Below are 23,366 nucleotides of genomic sequence, written 5' to 3'. Positions count from 1 at the left end.
ACCGGGTAGTGCCGACCAACGAACAGCGACGAGCGGCGGCCAAGCGCAAGCTGGAACGCCGGCTGGAGCGACAGGCGCAGCGTGCGCGCAAGCGTAAGCAGCTGGCGATCGCCGGATCGGCGCTCGGTGTGGTCGTGGTCGTCGCGGCCGGCGTCGGGATCTACTACCTGACCCGCGGCGACGACACCCCGAACGCCGCGGCCAAGGCCCCCGACGCCTCGCTCTCGTCCACCCCGCAGGCCGCTCCCCCGCCGGAGGCCAAGCCCAAGACCGCGACGGTGAGCTGCGCCTACACCGATGCGGGCCAGGTCGCCAAGCCGGTGCACAAGCCTGAGCAGACCGAGGTGTCGACCGCGGACTCGCCGAAGGTCGCCGTCGACACCAACCGGGGGCCGATCGGCATTTCGCTCAACGCGGGTGAATCGCCCTGCACGGTCAACAGTTTCGTCAGCCTGGTGCAGCAGAAGTTCTACAACGACACCCCCTGCCACCGTCTGACCACCGGCGAGGGTCTGAAGGTGCTGCAGTGCGGTGATCCGAGCGGTCAGGGCAACGGCGGCCCGGGTTACGCCTTCCCCAACGAATACCCGACCGACCAATTCGCCCCCGGCGACCCCAGCGCGCAGCGGGTTCCGGTGCAGTACAAGCGCGGCGTGGTGGCGATGGCCAACAGCGGCCCCGACACCAACGGCAGCCAGTTCTTCCTCGTCTACGGCGATTCCCAGCTGCCGCCGCAGTACACCATCTTCGGCACGGTCGACGAGGCCGGGCTGAAGACCCTCGACGCCATCGCCAAGGACGGCGTGGAGGACCCGTCGACCGGCGACGGCGCACCGAAGCAGCCGGTCACGGTGAAGACGATGCAGCTGAGCTGATCCCCGGCGCGGGCCCGGATCCGCCTGCGATGGACCGGATCCGGGGTTAGGCTGCCCTGCTCCGCGCTGGTAACCTCATAGAACGGACAGCGCTGAAGGTGGGGCGCCGCCACCGCGGGTCGACCGTTCGTGTGGCGGAGTCCGATACGAAGCACCACAATCGTCCACAGAGACAACTGCAGCATCGGGGAGCAGGCAATGGCCGAGGAACTCGACGACATCGGCCGCGAGACAGCGGCTTTGATGAGGCAAATGTTGCAGCTTGCGACACTGGTCGCACTGCGCACCCGCGAACGTGGTCAGCGCGAAGCCGAAGCGCGCGTGAAGGTCACCCAGGAGCGGGTCAAGGAGACCCGGGAGCGGTTGCTGCGCGAGGCTCGCGAAGCCAAGGCGAAGGATCCGCGCAACCTGGAGTTGGCCCGGATGCTCGAGCGGCCCGCCCTGGAACGAGGCATCTCGCTGGAGAAGGACCGCCTGGAACACTCCCGGGTGGCGCGTGGCGCCCGCGCCGCCGAGCGGCAGAAGGCGCGTGAACGCGAACTGACCCGCTACGACTCCCCCGAGCGGCGGCAGGCCTTGGCCGCCCATCTGTCTCGCGTCGGGGTGGCGCCGGAATTGGCGGCCGTGCGGATGCTCATGGACGTCAGTCAGGCGCAGCCGCCGCAGGCCGCGGTCCGCACCCGGCCGGAGGAACCGCCGCGGGTCACCCGCGCGCGTGAACACGACGAGCGGATGCGCGAACGCGAACGCAGCCGCGAACGCAACCGCTGACGAACCCGCTCACGCCGTTGCCGCCGCCCCGGAACGGGTGGCGGCACCGTCGTTTTCACGACAGCCGGGCACATCGGCCCGGGCCCGTCGAATCAGCCCTTGTTGGGATCGGCCGCACTGGGCTCACCGAACATGCCGCGCTGGGGCGGGGTGAGCGGAAGCGGGCTGAGCATGTCCTTGTGGCCGTTGCGCACACTGCAGTACTTGAACGGCCCGCGCGGATCGAACAGTTTGTTCATATGTGGGTCGGCATGCTCGAGGAACCAGACACTCATTCCGGTCTGGCCGTCCTGGCGCAGGTATTCCCATGCGCGCCACAGCGCTTCGAGCCGCATCGCCGCCTCGGCATGCTTCCACCACTCCGGGCACCACACCGTATCGGTGAGGTCGGTGACCTGGCGCCGATAGACGAGGCTCAGGAAGTTCTCCACGAACTCGACCACATTCGAATAGATCATGTCCTCGGGCTGGTCGTTCACAGCGGGCGAACCTCCTCGGGCTGTCCGTAGGTCGCGGGCGGCTCACCGGGCATCGATCCGCCGTCGAGGACCGTCCGCTCTCCCACGAGGTCGCTCATCGTGGTGCGACGCTGCGGATCATGCTGTTCGATCGACTTGCGCACCTCGGCAGCGTACTCCCCTTCCCACCACGGGACGGTGCGTACGAGCACCGCCGGCGCACCCGAGGAGAACACCACGGCGCGCCCCCGCGGCAGGGTTGCCAGTGCGTTCGCGTTGAGCGTCCGCGAGGAGCCCAGCGAACGCGAATAACTCTTGCCACCTTTGGATTCCGAGACCGACGACGAAATGGAGTCGTAGTCGCCGATCGCCTCCGAACGGGCCGCCAGGAATGTCATGTCGTCGACGCCGGGGCCGAGGACCTTGATATTGGCCGCCGCCCACAGTGCCTCCATACCGGCCTGACCCCAGCACCGCACGCCCTGTGCCCAGGACTGCAGAACGGTCATCACGACGATGCCGCGAGATCCGAAGTGGCTGTACTGCTTCGGCAGATCCTTCCAGCGCACGATATTGGCCGCCTCGTCGAGCACCGCGAGCAGCGGAATGGAGAGCCGCCCCAGGTGCTGGGTGGTCGCCTTCCGCATCGCGACGTCGACGACGGCCTCGGTCAGGGCACTCACCAGCGGTCCAGCTGAGCCGCGCCCCTCCAGCGACAGGCAGTAGAGGGTGGAATTCCGGTCCAGGAAATCCCATTCATCGAATTGGTAGCGATCCCCCGGGGTGACCCACTGGTGCACATTCGACAGTTTCAGACAGCGAACCATCTTCTTCGCAGTGCCGAAAACGCCATCTTTGGTGCGGGATTCGGCGTTGTATTGCTGAGCAAGGCCCGCGGCCGAGAAATGGTGGCTGGCACCGCGCAACACTTGAACGGGTTCGATGTCGTTGGGGTTGGTCACCCACTCCCACACCTGGGTGATCGGTCGGCCCGCCACAGCTGCAGCCAGGAACAACCCCGCCAGCAGATCTTCCGCCTCCGGGTCGAAATAGCTGTCGGTGGTTCCATCGGCACCGTCGTCGGCGTCGGCGAAATGACCGGCCAGCCGGGCCGCGCGCATCTCACATCCTTCGCGGCGGGCGTCCACCCACGACAGCGGATCCCAGTACCAGGTCGGCTGTTCGCCCGCGACGCCCTGTGGGTCGAAGACGAACGTGCGAGAACCCTTGCCCTCCCGCACATCTCGGGTCGCGTCGACCACATCGCGCTTGTTGGAGGTCACCAGCACCGGTCCGATCGCGGACAGGATCGCCGGAATCACCCGCGCGGTGGTCTTACCCTGGCGGGGGCCCCAGATGTCGAGATGCAAATCCTCATACGAGCCGAACAGCATCACACCGTCGACCACCCCGACACCGATCGGCACGCCGGGCGAATCCTCGTAGCCGAGCCGCACGCCCAACTGCCGGGCCTTGTCCCGCACCCCGGCCTCGGTGAGTGCCGCGATCGCCCCGCCGCTCCCCATGTACTGGGCCTTGTCGTCGACGGGCAGCTTTCCGCGGCTGCGGCGCTTCTTCATCTCCCGCCGCACGAACACGATGCCGACGACGACGAGCACGACGAGCAGCACGATCACCGTGGAGGCGGTCGGCCATGTCAGTTGCCCCCGGGCGATCTTCGCGATGCAGGCGATCGGATTGATCGGCACGTCCTGGGGCACCGTCGACAGCTTGTTGCCCAGATGCAGTGCGACCCAGAGGGTGCCGACCACCGCGAAACCGATGTAGATCAGATACAGGGCGAGGTCCGGGCCCGGATCGGCCGGGTCCTTCACCTTCTTCGCCATCTCGCCTCCTGGAATGACCGAGTATGTGGCTGCGGCTCAACGGAATCCGTCGAGCCGCCAGCCGTCGCGGGTGCGGACGACGGTGGCGATCACCGTCGTGGGGGGTAGCGTTTCGCGGGTACCGTCGGGGTGCACGGCGGTCTGCTCGATACCGATCTTGAACTGCTGGTGGTCCGAATCGACGTTACCGGGGGCCTGTTCGCCGGATGCGAAGGTGAAGGCTTCCACGCGCACACCCGAACGCCCCCATTCGGCCCAGCGCAGTGTCGGTTTCGGAGTCTCCTCGCCCGGTGGGGCGTCGAGCGTGCGAAGCAGGCTGGGGCCCAGCCACTTCCGGGCCCGGGCGAGCGACGCCCCCTGCGTCTCGGTGGCCGGATACCAGGTGAAGATCTCGCGCAGCGCGGCGACGGCGACACCGTCGGGAGTGCTGGGATCCGGTGCCGGGGCGGCCTCGAGCTGACGCGGAGTCGACGTGGCCGCCGGTGGTTCGGCATGCTCGGTTCCGCCCGCGCAGCCGGACAGCAGTGCGACGCTCACCACCAGCATCACCACCAGGTTCGCGTAGACGGCCCGCGCCGTAGGTCGGCGGCCCGGCGTCCGGAACTCCGGACGCTGTCTCCAGGTTATCGGTCCCGGTCCGCGCCGGGCGACTCCCCGCGATCCGGCGACCTCGGCGTGTCCCGAACGTCGTACCGTCACAACACCCTCCGTAACCGCGCGTCGCCGGGCACGGACGCTTCGCTCACGCCCGAGGGGTCGGTGGAACGGATCATCCGGCCGTTGCCGGCGTAGATGCCGACCTCGGCCGGCCCGCGCACCCCGAAGCGGGAGAACACCAGATCGCCCGGCTGCGCGTTGCGCATCGGCACCTCGACCCCCGCCTCCCACTGTTGTTCGGCGGTCTGCGGCAACGTCTTCGCGCCCGAGGACGCCGCGAACACCGCGGCCGAGGTCAGACCCGGGCCGTCCAGTCCACCGCCGGTCGGCCCCTGCGGGCCCCCGCCACCCCATACGTACGGGGTGCCCATCCACTGCTGGGCCGCGGCGAGGATATCGGCGCCCGCCGAACCGTGACCGGGCTGGAATCGGCCTATCGATCCCGGCGCCCGGTACTGCGCCTCCATGGCGAGGATATTCGTGACGTAGGGCCGGGTTTCGGAGAAGTGCGCGGCCACCTGATTGGGCATACCGCCCGAGGCGAGGACCGCACCCTCGCCGGCGTTGTAGGCGGCCAGCGACAGTGGCACCACATCACCGTGCACCTTGCCTTCGCCGATCCACCGCTCGACCTGATGGGCGATCGAACACATGTAGCGCCCCTGAGCGATGATCGCATCGCCGTCGTCCCACAGGCTGGCCTGGCCGTTGCCGTCCGCGTCGAGCAGATACGGCCGCCCGTCGTCCGGATCGGTGGCCCGGGCCGTGGTCGGCAGGAATTGCGCCAAACCCTCGGCGCCGGCGGGCGAGGTAAGCCCGCGCTGGAATCCGGATTCCTGACGGCCCTGCGCGGCCAGCACCGAGGCGGTGATCTCCGGGCACAGCGAACCCGCACGGCGATACCAGATTTCGAGCTCCGGTGGCACCTTGCCGTCGGCGAGCGCACCGCCGGCGCTGCCGAATCCGCGGCTGCACAGCGGGTTCGCCGAATACGGGAAGGCGCCACCGGCATCGGGTGTCAGCGCGCCGTCGAGCCACGGTAGCGGATCGATCTGCCGCCCGCCGGTCAGGCGCCCACCGGGCACGATCTCGAAATGCAGATGCGGACCGGAGCTTTCGCCCGCCGACCCGACCGCGCCGATCGCCTCACCGGCCCGCACCCGCTGCCCGACCCGCACCTTCACCCCGCTCGCCCATTCGTGGCCGTAGACGGCGGAGAAGGGACGGCCGTTGACGTCGACCGAGTCGATCACGATCCAGTTGCCGAAGCCGGAGGCGGGACCGGCGGCGACGACGACGCCGTCCGCCACCGCGAATTCCGGGGTGCCGTCCGGTGCGGCCAGATCCACACCGAGATGGGTGCCGCCGCGGGCGCCGAAGGTGTCCGACACTGTGAAGGATCCGCCCGGCAGCGGCCAGGTGCGCCGGATCGGCGCGATCCCCGCCGCCAGCGACGGCGCGCCCGTCGCACTCGGATTCGCCTGTGCCGCAGGTATATCGGCGGCACTGGTGGTGGCCGAGGTGGAGCCGCGCGGTTCCGTCGTCACGGTCGGTGTGGTGGAGCCCGACTCCGGCGCCCGCGCCGCCCACGGCGCGCCGGAGGTGTCCGGCAGCCCGGAACCGGGCGCGGTCGGCTGATCGGCGCACGGATCCTCCGAGGAGGGCAACACGATCACCACCACCAGGGTGATCAGAGATACGACACCGCCGAGGACGAGGGCGGTGAGGGTTTTCGCGTTCACCGCGCACCCATCATGTCGCGCGGCGGGTTTCGTTCAGGGTTTCCACCAGGGTGCGATTCATCTCCGCCGCGGCCGCCAATTGTTGTTGCAGCAGCGCCACTTTGCGGCGCAGGGCCACCGCGTCCATCCGTTCCAGGCTGGGTCCCTCCGCGGCGCGCACCCAGTTGCGCACCGAATTGGTGTGCACGCCGATCTGTTCGGCGACGACCCGGCAGGCCTCCGACTCGCTGCGCAGTTTGTCGGTCAGCGCGACGACCTGTTCCACCGCCGCCTTCCGCACCTGCGGCGACACTCTTCGGTATGACCTGTGCGGCATCACGCGGCACTCCCCTCGTCGCCCCGCCGGGCCGTGGATTCGGTGAATTCGCTGAAACGCTGGTTGGTCTCGTGGATTCCGCTCTCCTTTTCCGACACGGTGAACTCCATATGGAACGGGATGCCGGGGCGGCGATCCTCACCGATCTTGAGCAGGAACTTCCCGGTGCCGGGCGCGGGCGGGCGGGCCTGGCCCGGTTTGAGTGCCTCGCCGGTCAGCGCCTGCGGGGCCGACCAGCTGGTGACCATCTCTTCCTCGGCGGAGGTGAACGGGATCGTCGAGTCCAGGCGGCTGATCTCCTCGGGCGGCAGCGCACCGAAGATCTTGGCGCGCGCGCGTTCCAGGAAGCCCAGTGCCTTGGCGATGGCGGCCTCGGATCCGAGCGACTGCAGGTCCTTGATGGTGTGGCTGATCATGATCAGCGAGGTCGCCATGCCGCGCTGCAGTCGGGTCAGTTCGTCGACGCGGTCCACCATGAAGTCGCCCAAGCCCAGCACCTGCCACAGCTCGTCCATGACGACCTGGAAGTACCGCTGCGGTCCCAGTTTGCCGTCGGCGAGGACGTGCGCGGCCTCCACCGAGGCGAAACCGTCGGCCCAGCAGGCCAGCATCACACCGGCTTTGAGCTTCTTGTCCCCGGTCGGAATGTGCGAGACGTCGATGCAGACCGCCACCGAGGAGGTGTCGATCGGCGTCGTGGTCTGACCGTTGAAGACCGCGCCGAACGGTCCCTGGGTCAGTGCGCGCAGCGACCGCCGCAACCCCTTGGTGGCCTCGTGGTACTCCTCGGCGTTGTCGGCGCCGGCATCGAGCATCAACTCCTGGCCGCCGCCGACCACCACATCGAGCAGATCCTCCATGATCGGCGGCGATTCCGGCGCGAAGCCGCTGCCCTCGCGGTACAGGATGCGCAGCGCCGTGGAGATCAACGTCTCCTCGTAGTCGCGCACGCGGGCGCCACGCACGAGTTCCACCAGGCCGGCGATCAACGTGACCTGGCGGGCCCGAAGTTCCTGGGTGACTTGCAACTGCAGTGCGGGGAGTTCGTCCAGCATCGGCACGATCGACCCGAGGACACCACCGGCGAGCGGATTCAGTTTGCCGTGTCCGTAGCCGAGGTCGATGACCTGGCCGCCGACCATCTCCACCAGCTTGCGATAGTCCGGTTTCACATCGGCCAGGATGAGCGGCGTGATGCCCTGGGCGACACCGCCGAGCACGATGCGGCGCACCAGTGACGATTTACCGAAACCGTTGAGCCCCAGCACGAACAGGCTCGGTGCGGTGATGAAGCTGCCGCGCATGAACCAGTTCATCGGGTCGAAGCACACCGGCGCGCCGGTGTGCAGATGCGAGCCGAGCGGGGTGCCGATCAGCGGGGCGCCGGCGCCCACCGACCACGGCCACAGTCCGGCGACCTGCGCGGTGGTGGCCCGGTATTCGACGGGGCGGCCCACCACGTTCATCCGGCCGCCGCCGGGGCCGACATAGCCGCGATCGGTCAATTGCGCCGTGCCGCGGTCGAATCCGTCCTCGACGACTGCTTCGATGCGGGCCGCGGCATTGACGCGACGCAGGTCGTCGGTGCGAATCCGGAACGCCGCCCAGGCGGCGCGTAATCCGGCGCCCTCGCGAGCCACCGCCTCCAGCCGCGCCCGGTCCGCGTCGTCGAGCAGGGGCGGACCCTGATTCTTCTTCTTGACCGGTTTACTGCGCCGATCCCGCCGATTGCCCGTCTCGGCGTCGGCACGAGCAGCCCGCGAAAGCTGTTCATAGGACGCCATTGTGGAGCCGCTGCGATCGCGGAGCGTGCGCTGGCCCCGGCCGGAGCGCCGCGCGGGCGCTTCCGTCCGCCGGCGCGACGACCCGGCACTGTATTCGGTGCGCGTACTCCGCCGCGGCGCCGGCTCGTAGTCGCCGGTCATGTAGCGCCCTCCGCGCGTCTCGGGCGATTCCTGGTCGAATCCGGCCGGCAGCTCGGCCGAGTGCGGGGTGCCATGCGCATAGGAAATCTCTCGATCGTCGGACCGGTCCTGTGGCCCGCCCACCCGGCGCCGAGTGCGGGCACCGGCCGAATTGTCGTGCGCCGCATCGTGGTCGGCGACACGAGACGTGGACCTCGTGTCACCGCCGGAGCGGGCCGCGATCCGGTCGTCGGCGGAGACGCCGCCGGCCGCATCGGCTCGACCGCTCGGGCGGGAGCGCACGGATTCGTTGGTGTCCGCGGCGGCGTCACCGGGGGAACCGTGCCGCTCGGCCTCCGCGGCCAGAGCGGCGCGATCGCCGTGCACGAGATCCGCACCCTGGTCCGGTGAGTCGTGGTCGCTCCGCACCGGGCGGGTGGTCGGCGAGTCCGCATCACCGGGCGATGGCTGAGCCGCTCCGGCCGCGCTCCCGTCCCGACTGGAGTCCTCGGCGGTACCGGTCTCCTGCTGTCGAGGGCCGCTCGCTGGCGGCGGTGTCACCGTATCGCGGTCAGCACCATGGCTTTCGCGGTCTGCACTGTCCTTCCCGCCCGCGATCCGGCTACCGGCTCGCGGTGTCGCCGTGCCGGTCGTCACGACGTCGCTGCGCGTGTCGTCGTTCTCGGAGAACGTCGTTCGCGCTGCCGGGTCACCGTCCGATCCGCCATCGCGGCGCGGGTGCGTGTTCGACCGTTCGATGTCCCGGCCGCCGTAGGACCCGTTGCGCGCCGACTCCGATGTCGACCGGCCGGTGCGGTTCCGCTCGGACTCCAACGCATTTCCGCCCGCACGCCCACGGGCGCCGGCTGTATCGCCGGTCCCGCGCCGGTTCCCGTCGCGCCCGGCCGATCCGTCTCGGCCGCCGTCCGCCGGACGACGACGGCCGGGTTCCGGCTCGGTCCGCCGCGTCGCGCGCTCGCCCGCGGCGGATCCGCGCCTCGCCGCATCGTCACCGCGCCGCCGCTGACTCCCCGAGCCGCGCTCACCGGAGATCGGGTCACTGCTCGAACCAGGCTGCGGCGCAGAGTATTCGGTACTCCGTGGAGAACGCGCACCGCCGCCCACACCCGGGTCGGGTGCCGGGCGACGCTCGGTCTCCCGCCGGGGAGCCGCCACTGCTCGGGTGCGTCCGGAACCATCCGCGCCGACATCCGTGCGCGAGGGCCCCCTCGCCCGCCCACCACGATCCGGCGGCACGGCGACGTCCGGTCGGGTACGCTCGCCCTCCTCGCGTCGCGCTCGCCTACGCGCCGGTCGCAGCGGCACGTCGTCCCAATCGGCAGGTGCACCACCGTATTCCGAGCGGGGCAGGCCAGGCGCGTAGGCCTCGATTCCCCACTCGTCGTCGTGGGCCGTGCGCGTGCGCGGCCGGGCCTGGACCGGATTCTCCGGATCCACCACCCGTTCGCTGTAGCGCGGTGGTTCGCCCCGGTAGCGAACCGGCGGCTCGTGCTCACCTGCCATTTGCGCTCACCCCGCCAATGCCTTGGGAATACTCGCGTGTTCCGGCAAGATCACCCCGCAGCCGAGTGAGGCCGCGAAGGCCGCCGCCTGATAGCGGTAGCAACGCCGAATCTTCAACCGGGCCTGTGTGGACAGGTCGCGGGTAATGGCTTCGATCCGCGGCAGATCACCGCGCAGCGGTTCGGTGATGGTGACGAGCGCACCGAATCGGGTCACGCCGTGACCGCGCGCCTGTTCCTCACGCGCCTGCTGGGTGGCACCCACCCGCAGCGTCGCAGAGGCGGAGACCACGCCCCGTTCGCTCTGCTGCGCGACCAGCGCGTTCTTGTAGTCGTCGTCCACGATCTCGGCGGCGTCGGCGGCCGAATGCGGACGGTAGACGATCGCGATCCGCTTGCGCGGGACCTCCGGATTCGGTGCCAGCAGTCGCTGCAGCACCCGCTCGTCGACCGCGCCCTCGGGTGCGGCGTCCATCTCCCAGGTAACCGACCGGCCGCCGTCGTGGATGAACTGATCCCAGCGTTCCTCGTGCGAGATCGGGCCCGCGTCGGCCCAGTCCAGTCCGTGCCCGCCGATCTCGCCGGCAGCCACCTCCAGATCAGCCTGCGCGGCCGGGTCATAGCTGCGGCGGATGAACGAGATCACCTCGTCGGCCGACATCGGCTGCGCCCGCACGCCCGCTTCGGCCAGCGCCGCGCAAATCCCCGGCAAGCGGCGGCCGATTTCGACCGCCTCCTCGGCCGGATTCTTGCGCCGTTCTGCGGTGGTGGCCTTGAACGTGAGCGCCACCCGGGGCAGCAATTGCACACGCTCCTGCGGCAGTTCGGTCGCCAGCTCGTACATCACCTGCTGCGCCAGCGCCGGCGATTCCGGCCGGGTGATGGTGGAAACCTCGGTGAGCAAACGGTTTCCGGTCTCCGGCACGGTATCGATGACGGGAACCACCGCGACGATGTCGGAGGTCTGACCGAGCGAGGCCAGAAAGGTTCCCCAGGCGGCCACCCATCGATCGATCACCGGCTGGTCGACCGCCTCGTGTCCCTGCGGCCAGGCCCGCAGCACGACCGTGTACTGGGCGAACTGCGGCAGATGGATCATGCCGAAGCTATAGCCGCCGGCGTCGATCCCCTCGTACAGCCGCGAAGGCGCCATCAGTCCGGGCAGCCGCGCGACACCGCCCGGGATGCGGGAGAACCGCCCGCCGCGATAGACGTGCTCGCCCTTGCTGCGACCGCGCAACCAATGGAACATCATCAATCCCGTCTCGTAACCGGAGCGGCCCCCCGTCCGCCACACCAGTGGAACCATCACGACCACACCGATGATCGCGACGAACAGCGCCGGTTTCGGCCCGGCGACCAGCGCCGTCATCAGGGCGGTGATGACGACGACGAAGCCGAGCACCGTCTCGCCCCAGCGCAGCCCGAAAAGACCTGCGCTGCGGGGCTTCTGCCACAGCCCGTACGAGCGGCGCTCGTAGGTGTCGGTCGTCGTCATCGCGGAATGGTGCTCCTGCCGAGGTCGGGTGCGCGGTTGGCCCAGCGGTCACCGGCGATATCGCCCATGGCTTCGTCGGCGCGGTTGAGATGCGCACCCGCGGCCCGGGCGGTCGCGATGTTGTTCATGGCTCGCGACGCGCCGGAGGGTACCGCTGCGGCACCGCCGGGTGCGCGTGGACTCGCGGGCGCCTGCTGGCCCCCGCCACCGCCGCCACCCGGCCGGGGTCCGCGCGGCGGGACGGGCCGCGGACTGCCGCCGCGACCGGTACCCCCCGGTGGACGCTGACCTCCGTTACGGCCCACATATCCGGGCGCGCCCGCCGCCGCCTGCGTGCGCACACCGACCGCCTTGGTGCCGACTGCGCCTAGCGCGGCCGCACCCAGCAGCACGCCACCGGTGGCGGCCAGACCCGAACCGCCGCTGCCGACGATCGCCACCGCCGGGGTGACCAGCCGCATCAGCGCGGGCAGGACGAAGGCCACACTGCACAGCAGCACGATGGCGACCAGCATCCGCTGGGCCTGATCGGCGTCGGGCAGACCCGAGGTCGGTGTCGTCGAGTTGGTGTCACCGGCTGTGACGAAGGCGATCATGTAGACGATCGCGGCGACCGGTTTCCACAGCATGAACGCGATGATCCAGCCGATCAGCTTCGGATAGGCCTGCCGCCCGGTACTGGTGCCCGACGCCGCCGCGGCCAGCGGCAGCACACCCGCGGCCACCACCAGCATGCCCTGACGCACGATTGCGAGCACGATCTGCGCCAGCGCGCCGAGCAGCCCGACGATTGCGATGATCAGCACCAGGCCGGGCGAAAAGGCTTGCAGCTTGGAGGTTTTCACCATCAGCTCGGCGAGGCTGCGGGCATTGCCGTTGGTGGCGTCCTCGATCACCCACTGCGAGAAGCGATCCGAGGCCTGCGTACCCGCGACCACCACCGCGCCCAGCATCCAGGAACTGAAGACCACCCGGGCGAACATCCGGAATGATTCCGCGGCCTCGCTCAGTGCCGCACCGCGTCTGGCTTCGGCGAGTCTGGCGCCGGACAGGATCACCGATACGATCAGCAGCAGGATCTGCGCTTGGTAGGTGTAGTCGTTGATCTTCTGGAACAGCGCTCCCCCGTCGCTGATCCGATCGTTGGGCACCTTCATCCAGAAGGTGAGCGCCAGAATCAGCGCCTCCCCGAGACCGTTCATCAACGAGTCGACCACCTTGCCGAAGGTGGAATCCCACGCCTTGTCCTTCACCGCGTTCGCGGCGTCACCCGGATGGGTGGCGGCGTTGCCGGCCTTGCACGCCGCGGAGGCGGCATCGCCGAGCGATACACCGGGCAGACCCAGACCGTCGAGATCGTCGTGAATCTCGTTGCAGGTCTGGTCGAATCCGTAGGTCTGCCCGTAGGCCACCGTCGGGGTCGCGATCATGACGGTGAACACGACCGCGAGGATCGTGACGATGCGCCTCACCATGAGATCCACTCCTCGATGCGTCGCAGGGAATCGATCCGGACCATCGGCTGACTCTCGTGCCTTTCTCGAAATCGCTGTGCTCACCATCGGGTCCACCCTTCGAGGGTGTCGATGTACTCGCTCGGCGTGGCTCTGGTGTCGGTGGGCTTGAGTCGCCAATCCCCGTTGTCCCACACCATGACCAGCCGGATCGCCGCCCACACCTGTTTGCCGTCGTTGACCGGTCCACGGGCGGCGAGCCGCACGATCGCCATATCGTCGGCGTAGTTCTCGATCCGGAACGCGTCGGGTGCGACCAGGTACTTGGTGATCCGCGCCGGCTGCTGATCGGGCAGTTTGCCGTCACCGCGCGCCTTGTCGTAGGCCGCGATCTGCTGGGCCGAGACCCGCACCTGGCGCACGTACAGATCCCGGTCGCCGGGCCGCGCGTTGAGCCGATAGGTGATCTGTGCCGCCGCCAATGCCGCCCCCTGCGGTGTATGGGAATAGCCGACGGCCAAACCCTTGTCGTCGATCCGGGTCGGACCGTCGCTGGTGGAGAACGGCACCGAGGCGCCGTAGACCCGCTGCCAGCCGCGCGGTTCGGTGGTGCCGGCGGGTGCCGCGGTCAGCCAGTCCGAATCCGACGAGCTGTGCTGCTGCGCGGAGTTCTGCGGAAGCGGTTGTCCCGCAGGGTTGTTGGGAATATCGACCCGCCGGCCGAACAGATCCGTATCGGGTCCGGCGAATCCGGTCGCGCCCGAGCCCGCGACGGGCGAGGGCGGCGGATCCGCTTTCCGGGCTCCGGAAGAGGAGGTGTCGCGGCCGACGTAGACGAAGACGCCGACGATCACGATCAGGGCGATCACGGCAGCGGAGACGATGACGCCGAAGGAGACGCCGCTGCGCTCGTCGTAGGTGTCCTTGTTACTCATACCGTCACCTCCTGTCGCAGGTCGTCGTCGACTGTCGTTTCGTCGACTGTCGTTTCGTCGAATGTCGTTTCGTCGAATGTCGTTGTCGCCGTGGTGTCGTCGGCGTGCATGCGGAAATCTGTCACCGGCTCACGCGGGAAGCAGGGTCAATGCGATCGCACTTGCCGAACTGGCCACGATGGCGCCGATCAGGCTCATCACGATGCCGTGCGAGGCGTCGTTGACGGCCATATCGTCGCGCATCGCCGACCACAGCCGGCCCGCGGAGATGATCATCCAGGCCAGGCACAGCAACAGCACGCACCACAGTAACCAGTTGATCAGCTGCATGATCGGTTCGATCACGTCCGCGGGCATCTGCTTGTAGGCCAGCACGATCGCGGCGCCCCTCACGATCCGATGACTGCGTTCATGATCGTGCCCGCACTGGTGGCGACGATGCCGCCGATCATGGCGCCCGCCACCATCTTCGGAGACTCCAGGCCGCCGCCGGTCCACTTCTCCCACGCGAAGCGGCCACCGGCGTAGGTGATGCCCATGATGCCCGACAGCAGCACGAACCACGTGAAGTAGCGCACCAGTTTCATGAGCTTGTCGGCGGCCGGCGGCGTCTCGGGTGTCGGATTCCCGACCTGAGCGAGAACAACGCCGTACGTCTCGTGTACAGCGGCCAGGATGGTACTCATCGAGCGTCCTTCTCAATAGGTGATCGGAATACAAAGCCGGGTACCGGAGGTACACCGTCGGAAACAGCTGTCGGCGTGGTCGCGGCAGCGCAACGTCCGGGCACGATCATCGGTGCTCCTCCTGTTGCGAACCGGCGCCGACCGTCTCCCGCACCAGGTCGACGATGCTCATTCCCAGCGCGTCCACCTCGTGCGGAACTTCTTGCAGCGGATCGAGTTTGCGTTTGCGCTGCTGTGGCGGCGGGTCGCTCGGCGACCACACCGGCAGCTGATCGGGTTCGACCAGCGTCCACTCCTCGATCCAGGGCATCTGCCACACCTGTCCGGCCAATGCGCCGACCACATCGCGGTAGCGCCGGATCTCGGCCGGAATCCGGCCCGGACGCGCGGCCACGGTCACCAGGCCCAGCACCTCGCTCGGCCCCGCGAGCCCGGCCCGGTGCTGGCGCAGCAGATCATGGGCGCGGGTCAGCCCGGCGATGGTCTCGCGGGCGACCAGCACCACGAAGGGTGATTCGCGTTCGAACACACCGGGCCAGCGCCGGTGCGAATCCGCCGCAGGCGCAAGCACATGCGCGAGGGTACTGGCTCCGGCGCCGCCGTGCACCCCCAGCAACCACACCAGCGGCGCACGTCCGGCACCCGGCACCGGACGGTCCCAGATGGGCGCGCGACGAGACTCCGCCGGGGCGACAACGCCTGCCGCAGGCGGGTTTTCGGAAGAGCGAGGTTCCTTCATGGCCGCGGTCATGATGCCATCCCGCTGAGCAGCCGCCGGTACGCCCTCCGGGTTTCGGCATCGAGTGCGTTGTGACGCACCAGCTCTCCGCGCGCCAGGTGGGCGTCGTACGGGATCTCGCGGATGTCGCGCACCCAGCCGGTGAGATGTTCGCGCAGATGATCGGCCACCCGAGAGTTGTTGCCGGGCACCTGATGTGAGATCACGATGGTGGTGTCGCCCACGATGCCGCCGCCCTGCCCCTCGGCGTGACCGCCGAATTCGTCGTCGAGCCATTCCAGCGTCACCCGCAAACGATTGGCGGCGTCGGCACGCGCCGGAATCGACAGCACCAGAGCCACTTCCGCGTCCTCGAGCAGCGGCCGCAGCTGACGGGCGGCGATCGGGCTGCCGCCGTCGTACACCGGGGTGTATCCGGCGTCGGCGACGGCCCGGGCCACCGTCAGATAGGTGGCGCGGCGGCGCAGCGGGGAGGCGTCGCGCCACAGCAGGCCGATACCGGAGCTCGCCTGCGAGAGACATTCCTTCAGTGGCGCCGGTTCGTCGTCACCGCGGCCGTACAGCCACTGTTGCAGACTGATCGGACTCAGATGTTCGTCGGCGCCGCGCAAGGCCAGATCGCTGCCGGCCACGGTGGCATCGACGGCGACCGCCGCCGCCTCAGCACCCAATTCACCCGCGAGTCCCAGTGCGGTGGTGGTGGTTCCGGCCCCACCACAGCCGCCGACGACCAGGATCGGACGCGGCAGGCCGCCGCCCTCGCCGTCGTCACGCCGACCCTTGCGTAACCGGACCACCGGCGCCCGTCCACGCGGTCGCGAGCCCGCCGCGACGTCCGCGTCGGACGTCTCGTCGAGCCATCGGCTCCAGTCCTGTCCCATCTCAGCTCTCCTCTTACCCGGCCGTGATGCCCGTGATCAGGGTGCGGCCGCCGACCACCGCGGTGGTCACCAACTGCTTGTCGTAGGTGGCGGGGGCCGCGCCCGGCCGCCGTTCGGTCACCTCCACCGAATACCTGTTGTCGGCCACAGTGACCACCCGCACGCAATAGTCGGTGCCCAGCGGCACCGAGGCGATGCCGCGCTGGATCACCGGCGCCGGCGAAACCGCCGCATCCGGCGCCACCACCTCGCGTGCACGCTCGGCCGAGCGTTCGACATAGAAGGCGTGCTGGAACCACATGATCGCGTCCGGCCCGGAATCGGTGCCGCCGACCTCGGCGCCGCGCACCACGCGCGCGGACCGCTCGGTCGGGCAGTGCCCGGCCGAACCCACCCGCGGGCCGGAATCGGGGCCGAACGCCGAGGTGAGCCGCAGCATCGGCGCTTCGTCGCCCACCGCCGGCCGCGCCGGCAGCGGCGCCACCGACTGTTTTCCGTCGTCACCGGAGCGCAGCAGATACAGCGCGAAACCGCCTGCGGCGACCAGCAATAGCACGGCTACCGCGAGCACCAGGGCGACCCGCAACCGGCTCGGGCGGATATAGTCGCGCAGCGCCGGTGAGGCCGACCCGGGGCCCCGGCGCACGATCCGGCCCGCGGCGCCGTCGCCGTGTTCGCGCCGGGGCGGCAGAATCCACTCGGGCGTGTCCACGTCGTCGCGCTCGTCCGGGTCGTCCCTCGGCGAGCGCGCCCCGGATCCCTCCGCATCGTCGCCGTCGGCACCGGCCGGGCGGGACCGGCGGCGGCCACGGGCCCGGCCCTCGCCGATCTCGGCGTCGCGGGGCAGACGCAGCACCTCACCCTCGTGGACCGGATAGTCGTCGTCGGGCCCGGGTGCGTGGCTACCGACCCAGTCGGTCCAGCCCCCCACGAATTCGCTGCGTCGCGTGGCCGGTTCGTCGGCGAACGGAATGTCGAACGGCTCGGGCTCGGTGTCACGGATGTAATGCGGATACCGCGCCGCCCCAGGTTCCGCCTCGTCGTCGACGGCATCGGATTCCCCCGGCGTGGCCGGGGGAGCGGCGTGTTCGGGTTCCAACGCCGGGAACCACCGTTGGGCTTCTTTGTACGGCTTCAACATTCCCTCATCCCCGCGGAGCCGGGCACGTCGTGCAGCATCGTCGGACCCTCTCGGCGATCAGTTCGTGGAGAACGGGTAGTTGTTGTCAGCGGTACCGCCATGGGACGTCGCCAACGGCACACCACCGGGTGCGGCGTCGCCGAGGCCCTTCCCGAACGGAAATTGTCCCGTACCCGACGAATTCGGCGAACTCGACGCGCCGTCCGGCGCCGCCGAGATTCGGGCCATACCACATCCACACAGGTCAATGGGTGTGAAAGGGGGTATCTCGAACGCCGAATCGAGGGCCGGCGCGGATGTGGATGCGTGAAATCCGCAATGAGGACCCGACGCGACCGATACGGTCGCCGCCGAGCATGTCAGCACGGTCAGCATGATCTGACCCCCTTTAAACCCGCTGTCTGCAACAGTTCTGAGGGTCGAGTGCCGCTGCGACCCGTCCGGCGATCATCATGTGGATTCGAGTTGTCGCCGAACATCGCGCGCGCCCCGAAACGCAATAAACCGTAACAGAATCCGGCTCGGAGTGCAGGCTCTCCGTCGGCGCGCGAGCACATCCGCGATCGCCGCACGCGAACCTTCCTACCTGCGCGAAGGATTCGCCGCGGCCGAACCGACCGACCGGCACCGAGAGCCGGCACGGACCCTGGCAACTGTGCGGCAAATGCGCAATTCGAGCCCGGCGGAGGGCAACTCGCCGCGACTCCGAACACCTGCCCCAAATATGTTGCCGAACAATTGCCATTCGCCGGTACCGCACATTCCGCCCATTCCGATACCGCCATCGCGGTTCCGTCGGCCTCTCACGGCGCCGTCACCACACCACCGCGGATCGGCGCACCGGTCCCCGATGCCGGGCAGCCGGTCGCGGACGGCAGACTGATCGGGTGAGCAACTTTCCCGTCGCCGCGGTCGCCTGCGCCTTCGTCGGCGCCCTGCTGTTCGCCGTGTCGGCGGTCGCCCAACAACGCGCGGCGGCCGACGTTCCGGCCGGTGACGCGCTGGTAGCCCAGCTCATTCGCAATCCGCGCTGGTGGGCAGGCATTATCGGCGACGCCGGCGGCTTCGTCTTCCAGGTGGTGGCGCTGGCGCTGGGATCGGTGCTGATCGTGCAGCCGATCCTGGTGACGGCCCTGGTCTTCGCGTTGCCGCTGGCCGCGCACTACAGCCGCCGCCCGGTTACGCCGATCATGTGGGCGCACGCGGTCGCCCTTTCGGCCGCGCTGGCCTGTTTCCTCGTCGTCGGCGACCCCACCGAGGGCATCTCCGACGCGCCGTGGTCGACCTGGATGTGGCCGCTGGTGCTGGTTCTCGGCGTGGTCGCCGCCGCGGTCGTGGTGGCGGTGGTGGTCCGGGTGACCGGATTGCAGGCGCTCATGCTGGGAACCTCGGCCGGCCTGCTGTTCGGCGTCTCCGCCGCGCTCACCCAGCACGTCATCCAGCTGTTCGGGCGCGGGCTCGGCACAGCGCTCACCAGTTGGCAGCTGTACACCCTTGTCGCCGCGGGCGTCGTGGGGCTCTATCTGCAGCAGCGCGGCTACCAGGTCGGGGCGCTGTCGGCCTCGCTGCCGGCCTTCACCGTCGCCGAACCGCTCGGTGCTGCCTTCCTCGGCCTCACCGTGCTCGACGAGCGGCTGCGGACCGGCCCGATCGGCACCGTCGTCGTCATCGCCTCCGTGCTGGTGATGTGCGTGGCCGCGGTACAGCTGTCGCGCGCCCAGGCGGAACTGCCACCGGCGGATCAGGCCGCCGAGGTCACCCGGTAGACGTCGTAGACGCCCTCCACATTGCGGACCACGTTCAGCAGATGCCCCAGATGCTTCGGATCGCCCATCTCGAAGGTGAACTTGCTGATCGCCACCCGGTCACCGGAGGTCATCACCGACGCGGACAGGATGTTGACCTTCTCGTCGGCCAGCACCTTGGTCACATCCGACAGCAGCCGGGTGCGGTCCAACGCCTCGATCTGAATCGCCACCAGGAAGACCGACGACGGCGAGGGCGCCCACTTGACCTCGATGATCCGTTCCTGTTGTGCCCGTAGCGAATCCGCGTTCGTGCAGTCGGTCCGGTGCACACTCACCGCGCCGCCGCGGGTCACGAAGCCCATGATCTCGTCGCCCGGTACCGGTGTACAACATTTGGCCAGCTTCGCGACCGTACCGGGGGCGCCGGGGATTTCGACGCCTGCATCGCCGATGGTGCGCTGCCGCGCCGGCAGCGTCGACGGCGTACTCCGCTCGGCCAGTTCGTTTTCCACGTCGCCGACGCCGCCGAGCTGCGCCATCAGGCGTTGCACGACGTGGTGCGCCGAGACCTGGTTCTCCCCCACCGCCGCGTACAGCGCGGAGATGTCGGCATAGTGCAGTTCGTGCGCCAGTGCGGACATCGCGTCCACGCTCATCAGCCGCTGCAGCGGCAGACCGGAGCGGCGGACCTCCTTGGAGATCTGCTCCTTACCGGCCTCCAGGGCCTCCTCGCGGCGTTCCTTGGCGAACCACTGCCGGATCTTGGCCTTCGCCCGCGGCGACACCACGAAGTTCTGCCAGTCCCGGCTCGGACCGGCGTTCTGGGCCTTCGAGGTGAAGATCTCGACGACCTCACCGTTCTCGAGCTGCCGTTCCAGCGCCACCAACCGGCCGTTGACCCGCGCGCCGATGCAACGATGACCCACCTCGGTATGGACCGCGTAGGCGAAGTCGACGGGTGTCGACTCCTGCGGCAACGTGATCACATCGCCCTTCGGCGTGAACACGAAGATCTCCGGGGATTTCAGGTCGAACCGCAGCGACTCCAGGAACTCGGCCGGATCCGCCGCCTCCCGCTGCCAGTCCAGCAGCTGCCGCATCCAGGCCATATCGTCGACCTCGGCGGCGTCGCCGGAATGTTTGCCCTTGGTCTCCTTGTAGCGCCAGTGCGCGGCAATACCGAATTCGGCGGTGCGGTGCATGTCATGGGTACGGATCTGCACCTCCAGCGGTTTGCCGTCCGGACCCACCACAGTGGTGTGCAGCGACTGGTAGACGCCGTAGCGCGGCTGGGCGATGTAGTCCTTGAACCGGCCCGCCATCGGCTGCCACAGCGAATGCACGACGCCGACCGCGGCGTAGCAGTCGCGCACCTCGTCGCACAGGATCCGGATGCCGACCAGGTCGTGGATGTCGTCGAAATCCTTACCCTTGACGATCATCTTCTGATAGATCGACCAGTAATGCTTGGGCCGGCCCTCGACGATGGCGTTGATCCGGCTCGCCGCCAGGGTGTTCACGATCTCGGCCCGCACCCGCGCCAGGTAGGTGTCGCGGGAGGGTGCGCGGTCGGCCACCAGCCGCACGATCTCGTCGTACTTCTTGGGGTGCAGGATGGCGAACGCCAGATCCTCGAGTTCCCATTTGACCGTGGCCATACCGAGCCGATGCGCCAGTGGCGCAATGACTTCCAGCGTCTCGCGCGCCTTCTTCGCCTGCTTCTCCGGCGGCAGGAAACGCATCGTGCGCATATTGTGCAGCCGGTCGGCGACCTTGATCACCAGCACCCGGGGATCGCGGGCCATCGCGATGATCATCTTGCGGATCGTCTCGGCCTCCGCGGCCGCGCCGAGGTTGACCTTGTCCAACTTTGTCACGCCGTCGACCAGATGTGCCACCTCGGATCCGAAATCCGCGGTCAGCTCGTCCAGTGAATAGCCGGTGTCCTCGACGGTGTCGTGCAGCAGCGCCGCCACCAGCGTGGTGGTGTCCATCCCCAGTTCGGCCAGGATGTTGGCGACCGCCAGCGGGTGGGTGATGTACGGGTCGCCCGACTTGCGGAACTGATGCGAATGCTTCTCGTCGGCTACGTCGAAGGCGCGCTGCAGCAACTGCAGATTCGCCTTGGGATACAACTCCCGGTGCACGGTCGCCAGCGGCTCCAGTACCGGCTTGACCGCGGCGATACCCCGCTGCCCGGTCATCCGGCGGGCCAGCCGGGCCCGCACCCGGCGTGAGGCCGAACTCGGCACCGCCGCCGGCGTGCCCGGCTGCTTCATCGGCATGTTCCGCGGCGAGGGCGCCGCGGGCTGCCCGTTCCGGTCGGCGCCCGACGTCGGCGCCGCCGGACGCGGCGCGGCGGAGGTGGCCGACGGAGTCGACGGTGCGGCATCACCGGCCGCCGAATTCCCGGCATTCGCCTTCTCCAGATGCTGAGTCATGCCACCACCTCTCACGCCTCGATCGCCACACCCTAGCCGACCGCTTCAACAGCCCAGAACACCCACTTTAGTAGGAGTTTTCCCGGAGGTGCACCGGTCCGGTCCGACGCACCCCGTTCGTTCAACCGGTTCCGGAGTCCGATTCATCCACCAACCCGGCCGGGGTCAATTCGAGGCGTCGCGTGACGCCGATCTCATCGAGAAAGCGCGGGTCGTGGCTGACCACGATCAGCGCACCCTCGAAGCTGGTCAGCGCCTCGGTGAGGTGGCGGAGGCTGGGCAGATCGAGGTTGTTGGTGGGCTCGTCGAGCAGCAGCAGTTTCGGCGCCGGTTCAGCGAGCAGCAGGACCGCCAGCGCGGCTCGCAACCGCTCGCCGCCCGACAGCGCCCCCGCCGCGACATCGGCGTCGGCGCCGCGGAACAGGAACCGCGCCAGTTGTGCGCGGATTTGCTCGGCACCGGCGTGCGGCGCCGCCGCGGAGACGTTGTCGACGATCGACAGCCGCTCGTCGAAGATGTCGAGTCGCTGCGGCAGCAGCCGCCACGGCACCTTCGGCGGTTCCTCGACGAGGCGATGCAGCAGGGTCGTCTTGCCGGCGCCGTTGCGCCCGGTGAGAGCGATGCGTTCGGGACCGCTCACCCGCAGCGTGACCACCGGCCCGTTGGCCAGCCGCACCTGTTCCATCGCCACCACGTCCTGGCCGGAATAAAGCCTGGTTCCGGGCAGGTCGACACGGATCTCCCGATCGTCGCGCAGCAGTTCCTGGGCCTGCTCCAGCGTCGATCTGGCCTCCTCCACTTTCGCGATGTGGTTGTTGCGCAGTTTGCCCGCCGACACCTGCGCCTGTCGTTTGCGCTCGGCCATCACGATCTTCGGCTCGCGTTTGGTGTCCCACATCTTCTGCCCGTAGCGCTGGCGCCGGTCCAGTTTGATCCTGGCCTCCACCAGTTCGCGCGACTGTTTGCGCACATCACTGCGGGCATCGCGGATCGCTGCGCGCGCGGCCTCCTGCTCGGCCTCGACGATCAGCTCGTAATCGTCGAAATTCCCGCCGAACGTGCGGATCTCACCGCGCCGCAGTTCGGCGACGGTAGTGACCCGCCGCAACAGTTCGCGGTCGTGGCTGACGGTCAGCACAGTGCCGGCGAATCCCTCGACCACGTCGTACAGACGTTGGCGCGCAGCGGAATCCAGATTGTTGGTGGGTTCGTCGAGCAACAGCACATCGGGTTCGCGCAGCAGTTCTGCCACCAACCCGAGCAATACCGTCTCCCCGCCGGACAGGGTGTTCAGGCGCCGATCCAGTTGTGCGACATCGCCGGCGAGGTAGTTCAGGCCCAACCGGCCGAGCAGCGCGATCGCCGATTCCTCGACATCCCAGCGGTTTCCGACCCGGTCGAAATCGGCCTCGGTTCCCGCTCCGGATTCGATGCGATGCAGCGCGGCCCGCACCTCGCCGATGCCGAGCACGGCGTCGACGCGCTGTCCCGCGGCCAAGCCGAGGTCCTGGCGCAGATATCCGAGCCGCCCCGCGACCGCCACCGAACCACGTGCGGGTCGCAATTCCCCGGTGACCAGGCGCAACAGCGTGGACTTTCCGGCTCCGTTACTGCCCACCACACCGACATGGCCGGGTCCGAGCACCGCGTCGAGACCGTCGAACACGGAGGTGCCGTCGGGCCATACGAAGGTGAGATCGGACAGAGAAATAGTCGAAATAGACATATGCGTGCTCCTGAGGGCGGCGGG

General features: G+C 68.8%; 21 protein-coding genes. 3 read left to right on the top strand and 18 right to left on the bottom strand.

Features of this window, described 5'->3' with window-relative positions; genetic code table 11:
* Positions 1-8 precede the first annotated feature (8 nt).
* Together C5E41_RS15545 and C5E41_RS15540 are read left to right on the top strand one after the other, a co-directional pair.
* A complete protein-coding gene (locus C5E41_RS15545) occupies positions 9-875 on the top strand; it encodes a peptidylprolyl isomerase (protein WP_104376553.1) in 867 nt (288 codons plus the stop codon).
* Between the two features lie 198 nt (positions 876-1,073).
* Complete coding sequence (locus tag C5E41_RS15540; protein WP_104376552.1) at positions 1,074-1,646, top strand: hypothetical protein; 573 nt, start codon at positions 1,074-1,076, stop codon at positions 1,644-1,646.
* Between the two features lie 92 nt (positions 1,647-1,738).
* Here C5E41_RS15540 and C5E41_RS15535 read toward each other — a convergent pair whose 3' ends face one another.
* The 16 genes from C5E41_RS15535 to C5E41_RS33885 form a co-directional block, all read right to left on the bottom strand.
* Positions 1,739-2,125, bottom strand: a complete 387-nt coding sequence (locus C5E41_RS15535) for a DUF4913 domain-containing protein (protein WP_258081004.1) — start codon at positions 2,123-2,125, stop codon at positions 1,739-1,741.
* The gene (locus tag C5E41_RS15530; RefSeq protein WP_104376551.1) at positions 2,122-3,951 is read right to left on the bottom strand and encodes a type IV secretory system conjugative DNA transfer family protein; all 1,830 of its coding nucleotides are present in this window, start codon (positions 3,949-3,951) and stop codon (positions 2,122-2,124) included. The genes C5E41_RS15535 and C5E41_RS15530 overlap by 4 nt, the downstream gene beginning before the upstream one ends.
* A 36-nt stretch (positions 3,952-3,987) precedes the next feature.
* Positions 3,988-4,650 (bottom strand): hypothetical protein, encoded by a 663-nt coding sequence (locus C5E41_RS15525; RefSeq protein ID WP_258081003.1) that lies wholly within the window; start codon positions 4,648-4,650, stop codon positions 3,988-3,990.
* Positions 4,647-6,350, bottom strand: coding sequence for a M23 family metallopeptidase (locus C5E41_RS15520; protein ID WP_104376550.1), 1,704 nt, complete (start codon positions 6,348-6,350; stop codon positions 4,647-4,649). The genes C5E41_RS15525 and C5E41_RS15520 overlap by 4 nt, the downstream gene beginning before the upstream one ends.
* A 10-nt stretch (positions 6,351-6,360) precedes the next feature.
* Positions 6,361-6,615 carry a transposase gene (locus C5E41_RS15515; protein ID WP_223273575.1) on the bottom strand — a complete coding sequence of 85 codons (255 nt, stop codon included), beginning with the start codon at positions 6,613-6,615 and terminating at the stop codon, positions 6,361-6,363.
* Between the two features lie 50 nt (positions 6,616-6,665).
* On the bottom strand, positions 6,666-8,591 hold the full coding sequence (locus C5E41_RS15510; protein WP_439956403.1) for a hypothetical protein: 1,926 nt from the start codon (positions 8,589-8,591) through the stop codon (positions 6,666-6,668).
* Between the two features lie 1,509 nt (positions 8,592-10,100).
* The gene (locus tag C5E41_RS15505; protein ID WP_104376549.1) at positions 10,101-11,591 is read right to left on the bottom strand and encodes an SCO6880 family protein; all 1,491 of its coding nucleotides are present in this window, start codon (positions 11,589-11,591) and stop codon (positions 10,101-10,103) included.
* Positions 11,588-13,066, bottom strand: a complete 1,479-nt coding sequence (locus tag C5E41_RS15500; RefSeq protein WP_104376657.1) for a hypothetical protein — start codon at positions 13,064-13,066, stop codon at positions 11,588-11,590. The genes C5E41_RS15505 and C5E41_RS15500 overlap by 4 nt, the downstream gene beginning before the upstream one ends.
* Positions 13,067-13,146: 80 nt before the next feature.
* Positions 13,147-13,980, bottom strand: coding sequence for a hypothetical protein (locus C5E41_RS15495; RefSeq protein WP_104376548.1), 834 nt, complete (start codon positions 13,978-13,980; stop codon positions 13,147-13,149).
* On the bottom strand, positions 13,977-14,105 hold the full coding sequence (locus C5E41_RS35105; protein ID WP_258081001.1) for a hypothetical protein: 129 nt from the start codon (positions 14,103-14,105) through the stop codon (positions 13,977-13,979). The genes C5E41_RS15495 and C5E41_RS35105 overlap by 4 nt, the downstream gene beginning before the upstream one ends.
* A gap of 4 nt (positions 14,106-14,109) precedes the next feature.
* Entirely contained in the window at positions 14,110-14,373 is a 264-nt protein-coding gene (locus tag C5E41_RS15490) for a hypothetical protein (RefSeq protein ID WP_306304678.1), read from the bottom strand.
* On the bottom strand, positions 14,370-14,666 hold the full coding sequence (locus C5E41_RS15485) for a hypothetical protein (protein WP_104376547.1): 297 nt from the start codon (positions 14,664-14,666) through the stop codon (positions 14,370-14,372). Before C5E41_RS15485 ends, C5E41_RS15490 begins: the two co-directional genes overlap by 4 nt.
* Positions 14,667-14,772: 106 nt before the next feature.
* Positions 14,773-15,417: a hypothetical protein gene (locus C5E41_RS15480; protein ID WP_181063261.1), complete on the bottom strand. Its 645-nt coding sequence runs from the start codon at positions 15,415-15,417 to the stop codon at positions 14,773-14,775.
* Entirely contained in the window at positions 15,414-16,286 is an 873-nt protein-coding gene (locus C5E41_RS15475) for a hypothetical protein (protein ID WP_104376546.1), read from the bottom strand. The genes C5E41_RS15480 and C5E41_RS15475 overlap by 4 nt, the downstream gene beginning before the upstream one ends.
* Before the next feature lie 13 nt (positions 16,287-16,299).
* The gene (locus C5E41_RS15470; protein WP_104376545.1) at positions 16,300-17,427 is read right to left on the bottom strand and encodes a hypothetical protein; all 1,128 of its coding nucleotides are present in this window, start codon (positions 17,425-17,427) and stop codon (positions 16,300-16,302) included.
* A 57-nt stretch (positions 17,428-17,484) separates the two neighbouring features.
* On the bottom strand, positions 17,485-17,655 hold the full coding sequence (locus C5E41_RS33885) for a hypothetical protein (protein WP_181063260.1): 171 nt from the start codon (positions 17,653-17,655) through the stop codon (positions 17,485-17,487).
* A 659-nt stretch (positions 17,656-18,314) separates the two neighbouring features.
* On the opposite strand from C5E41_RS33885, the gene C5E41_RS15465 reads away from it, so the two are divergent.
* The gene (locus C5E41_RS15465) at positions 18,315-19,193 is read left to right on the top strand and encodes a DMT family transporter (protein WP_104376544.1); all 879 of its coding nucleotides are present in this window, start codon (positions 18,315-18,317) and stop codon (positions 19,191-19,193) included.
* Here the strand turns inward: C5E41_RS15465 and C5E41_RS15460 are convergent.
* Positions 19,169-21,616, bottom strand: a complete 2,448-nt coding sequence (locus C5E41_RS15460) for a RelA/SpoT family protein (RefSeq protein ID WP_104376543.1) — start codon at positions 21,614-21,616, stop codon at positions 19,169-19,171. The two genes, C5E41_RS15465 and C5E41_RS15460, sit on opposite strands and share 25 nt — an antisense overlap.
* 121 nt (positions 21,617-21,737) lie before the next feature.
* On the bottom strand, positions 21,738-23,342 hold the full coding sequence (locus tag C5E41_RS15455) for an ABC-F family ATP-binding cassette domain-containing protein (RefSeq protein ID WP_104376542.1): 1,605 nt from the start codon (positions 23,340-23,342) through the stop codon (positions 21,738-21,740).
* Positions 23,343-23,366 lie beyond the last annotated feature (24 nt).

Origin of the sequence: Nocardia nova (genome assembly GCF_002933465.1) — a bacterium.
Classification (GTDB): Bacteria; Actinomycetota; Actinomycetes; order Mycobacteriales; family Mycobacteriaceae; genus Nocardia; species Nocardia nova_B.
The sequence above is the reverse complement of the archived record's forward strand: the minus strand, read 5'-3'. Positions and strand labels throughout refer to the sequence as shown.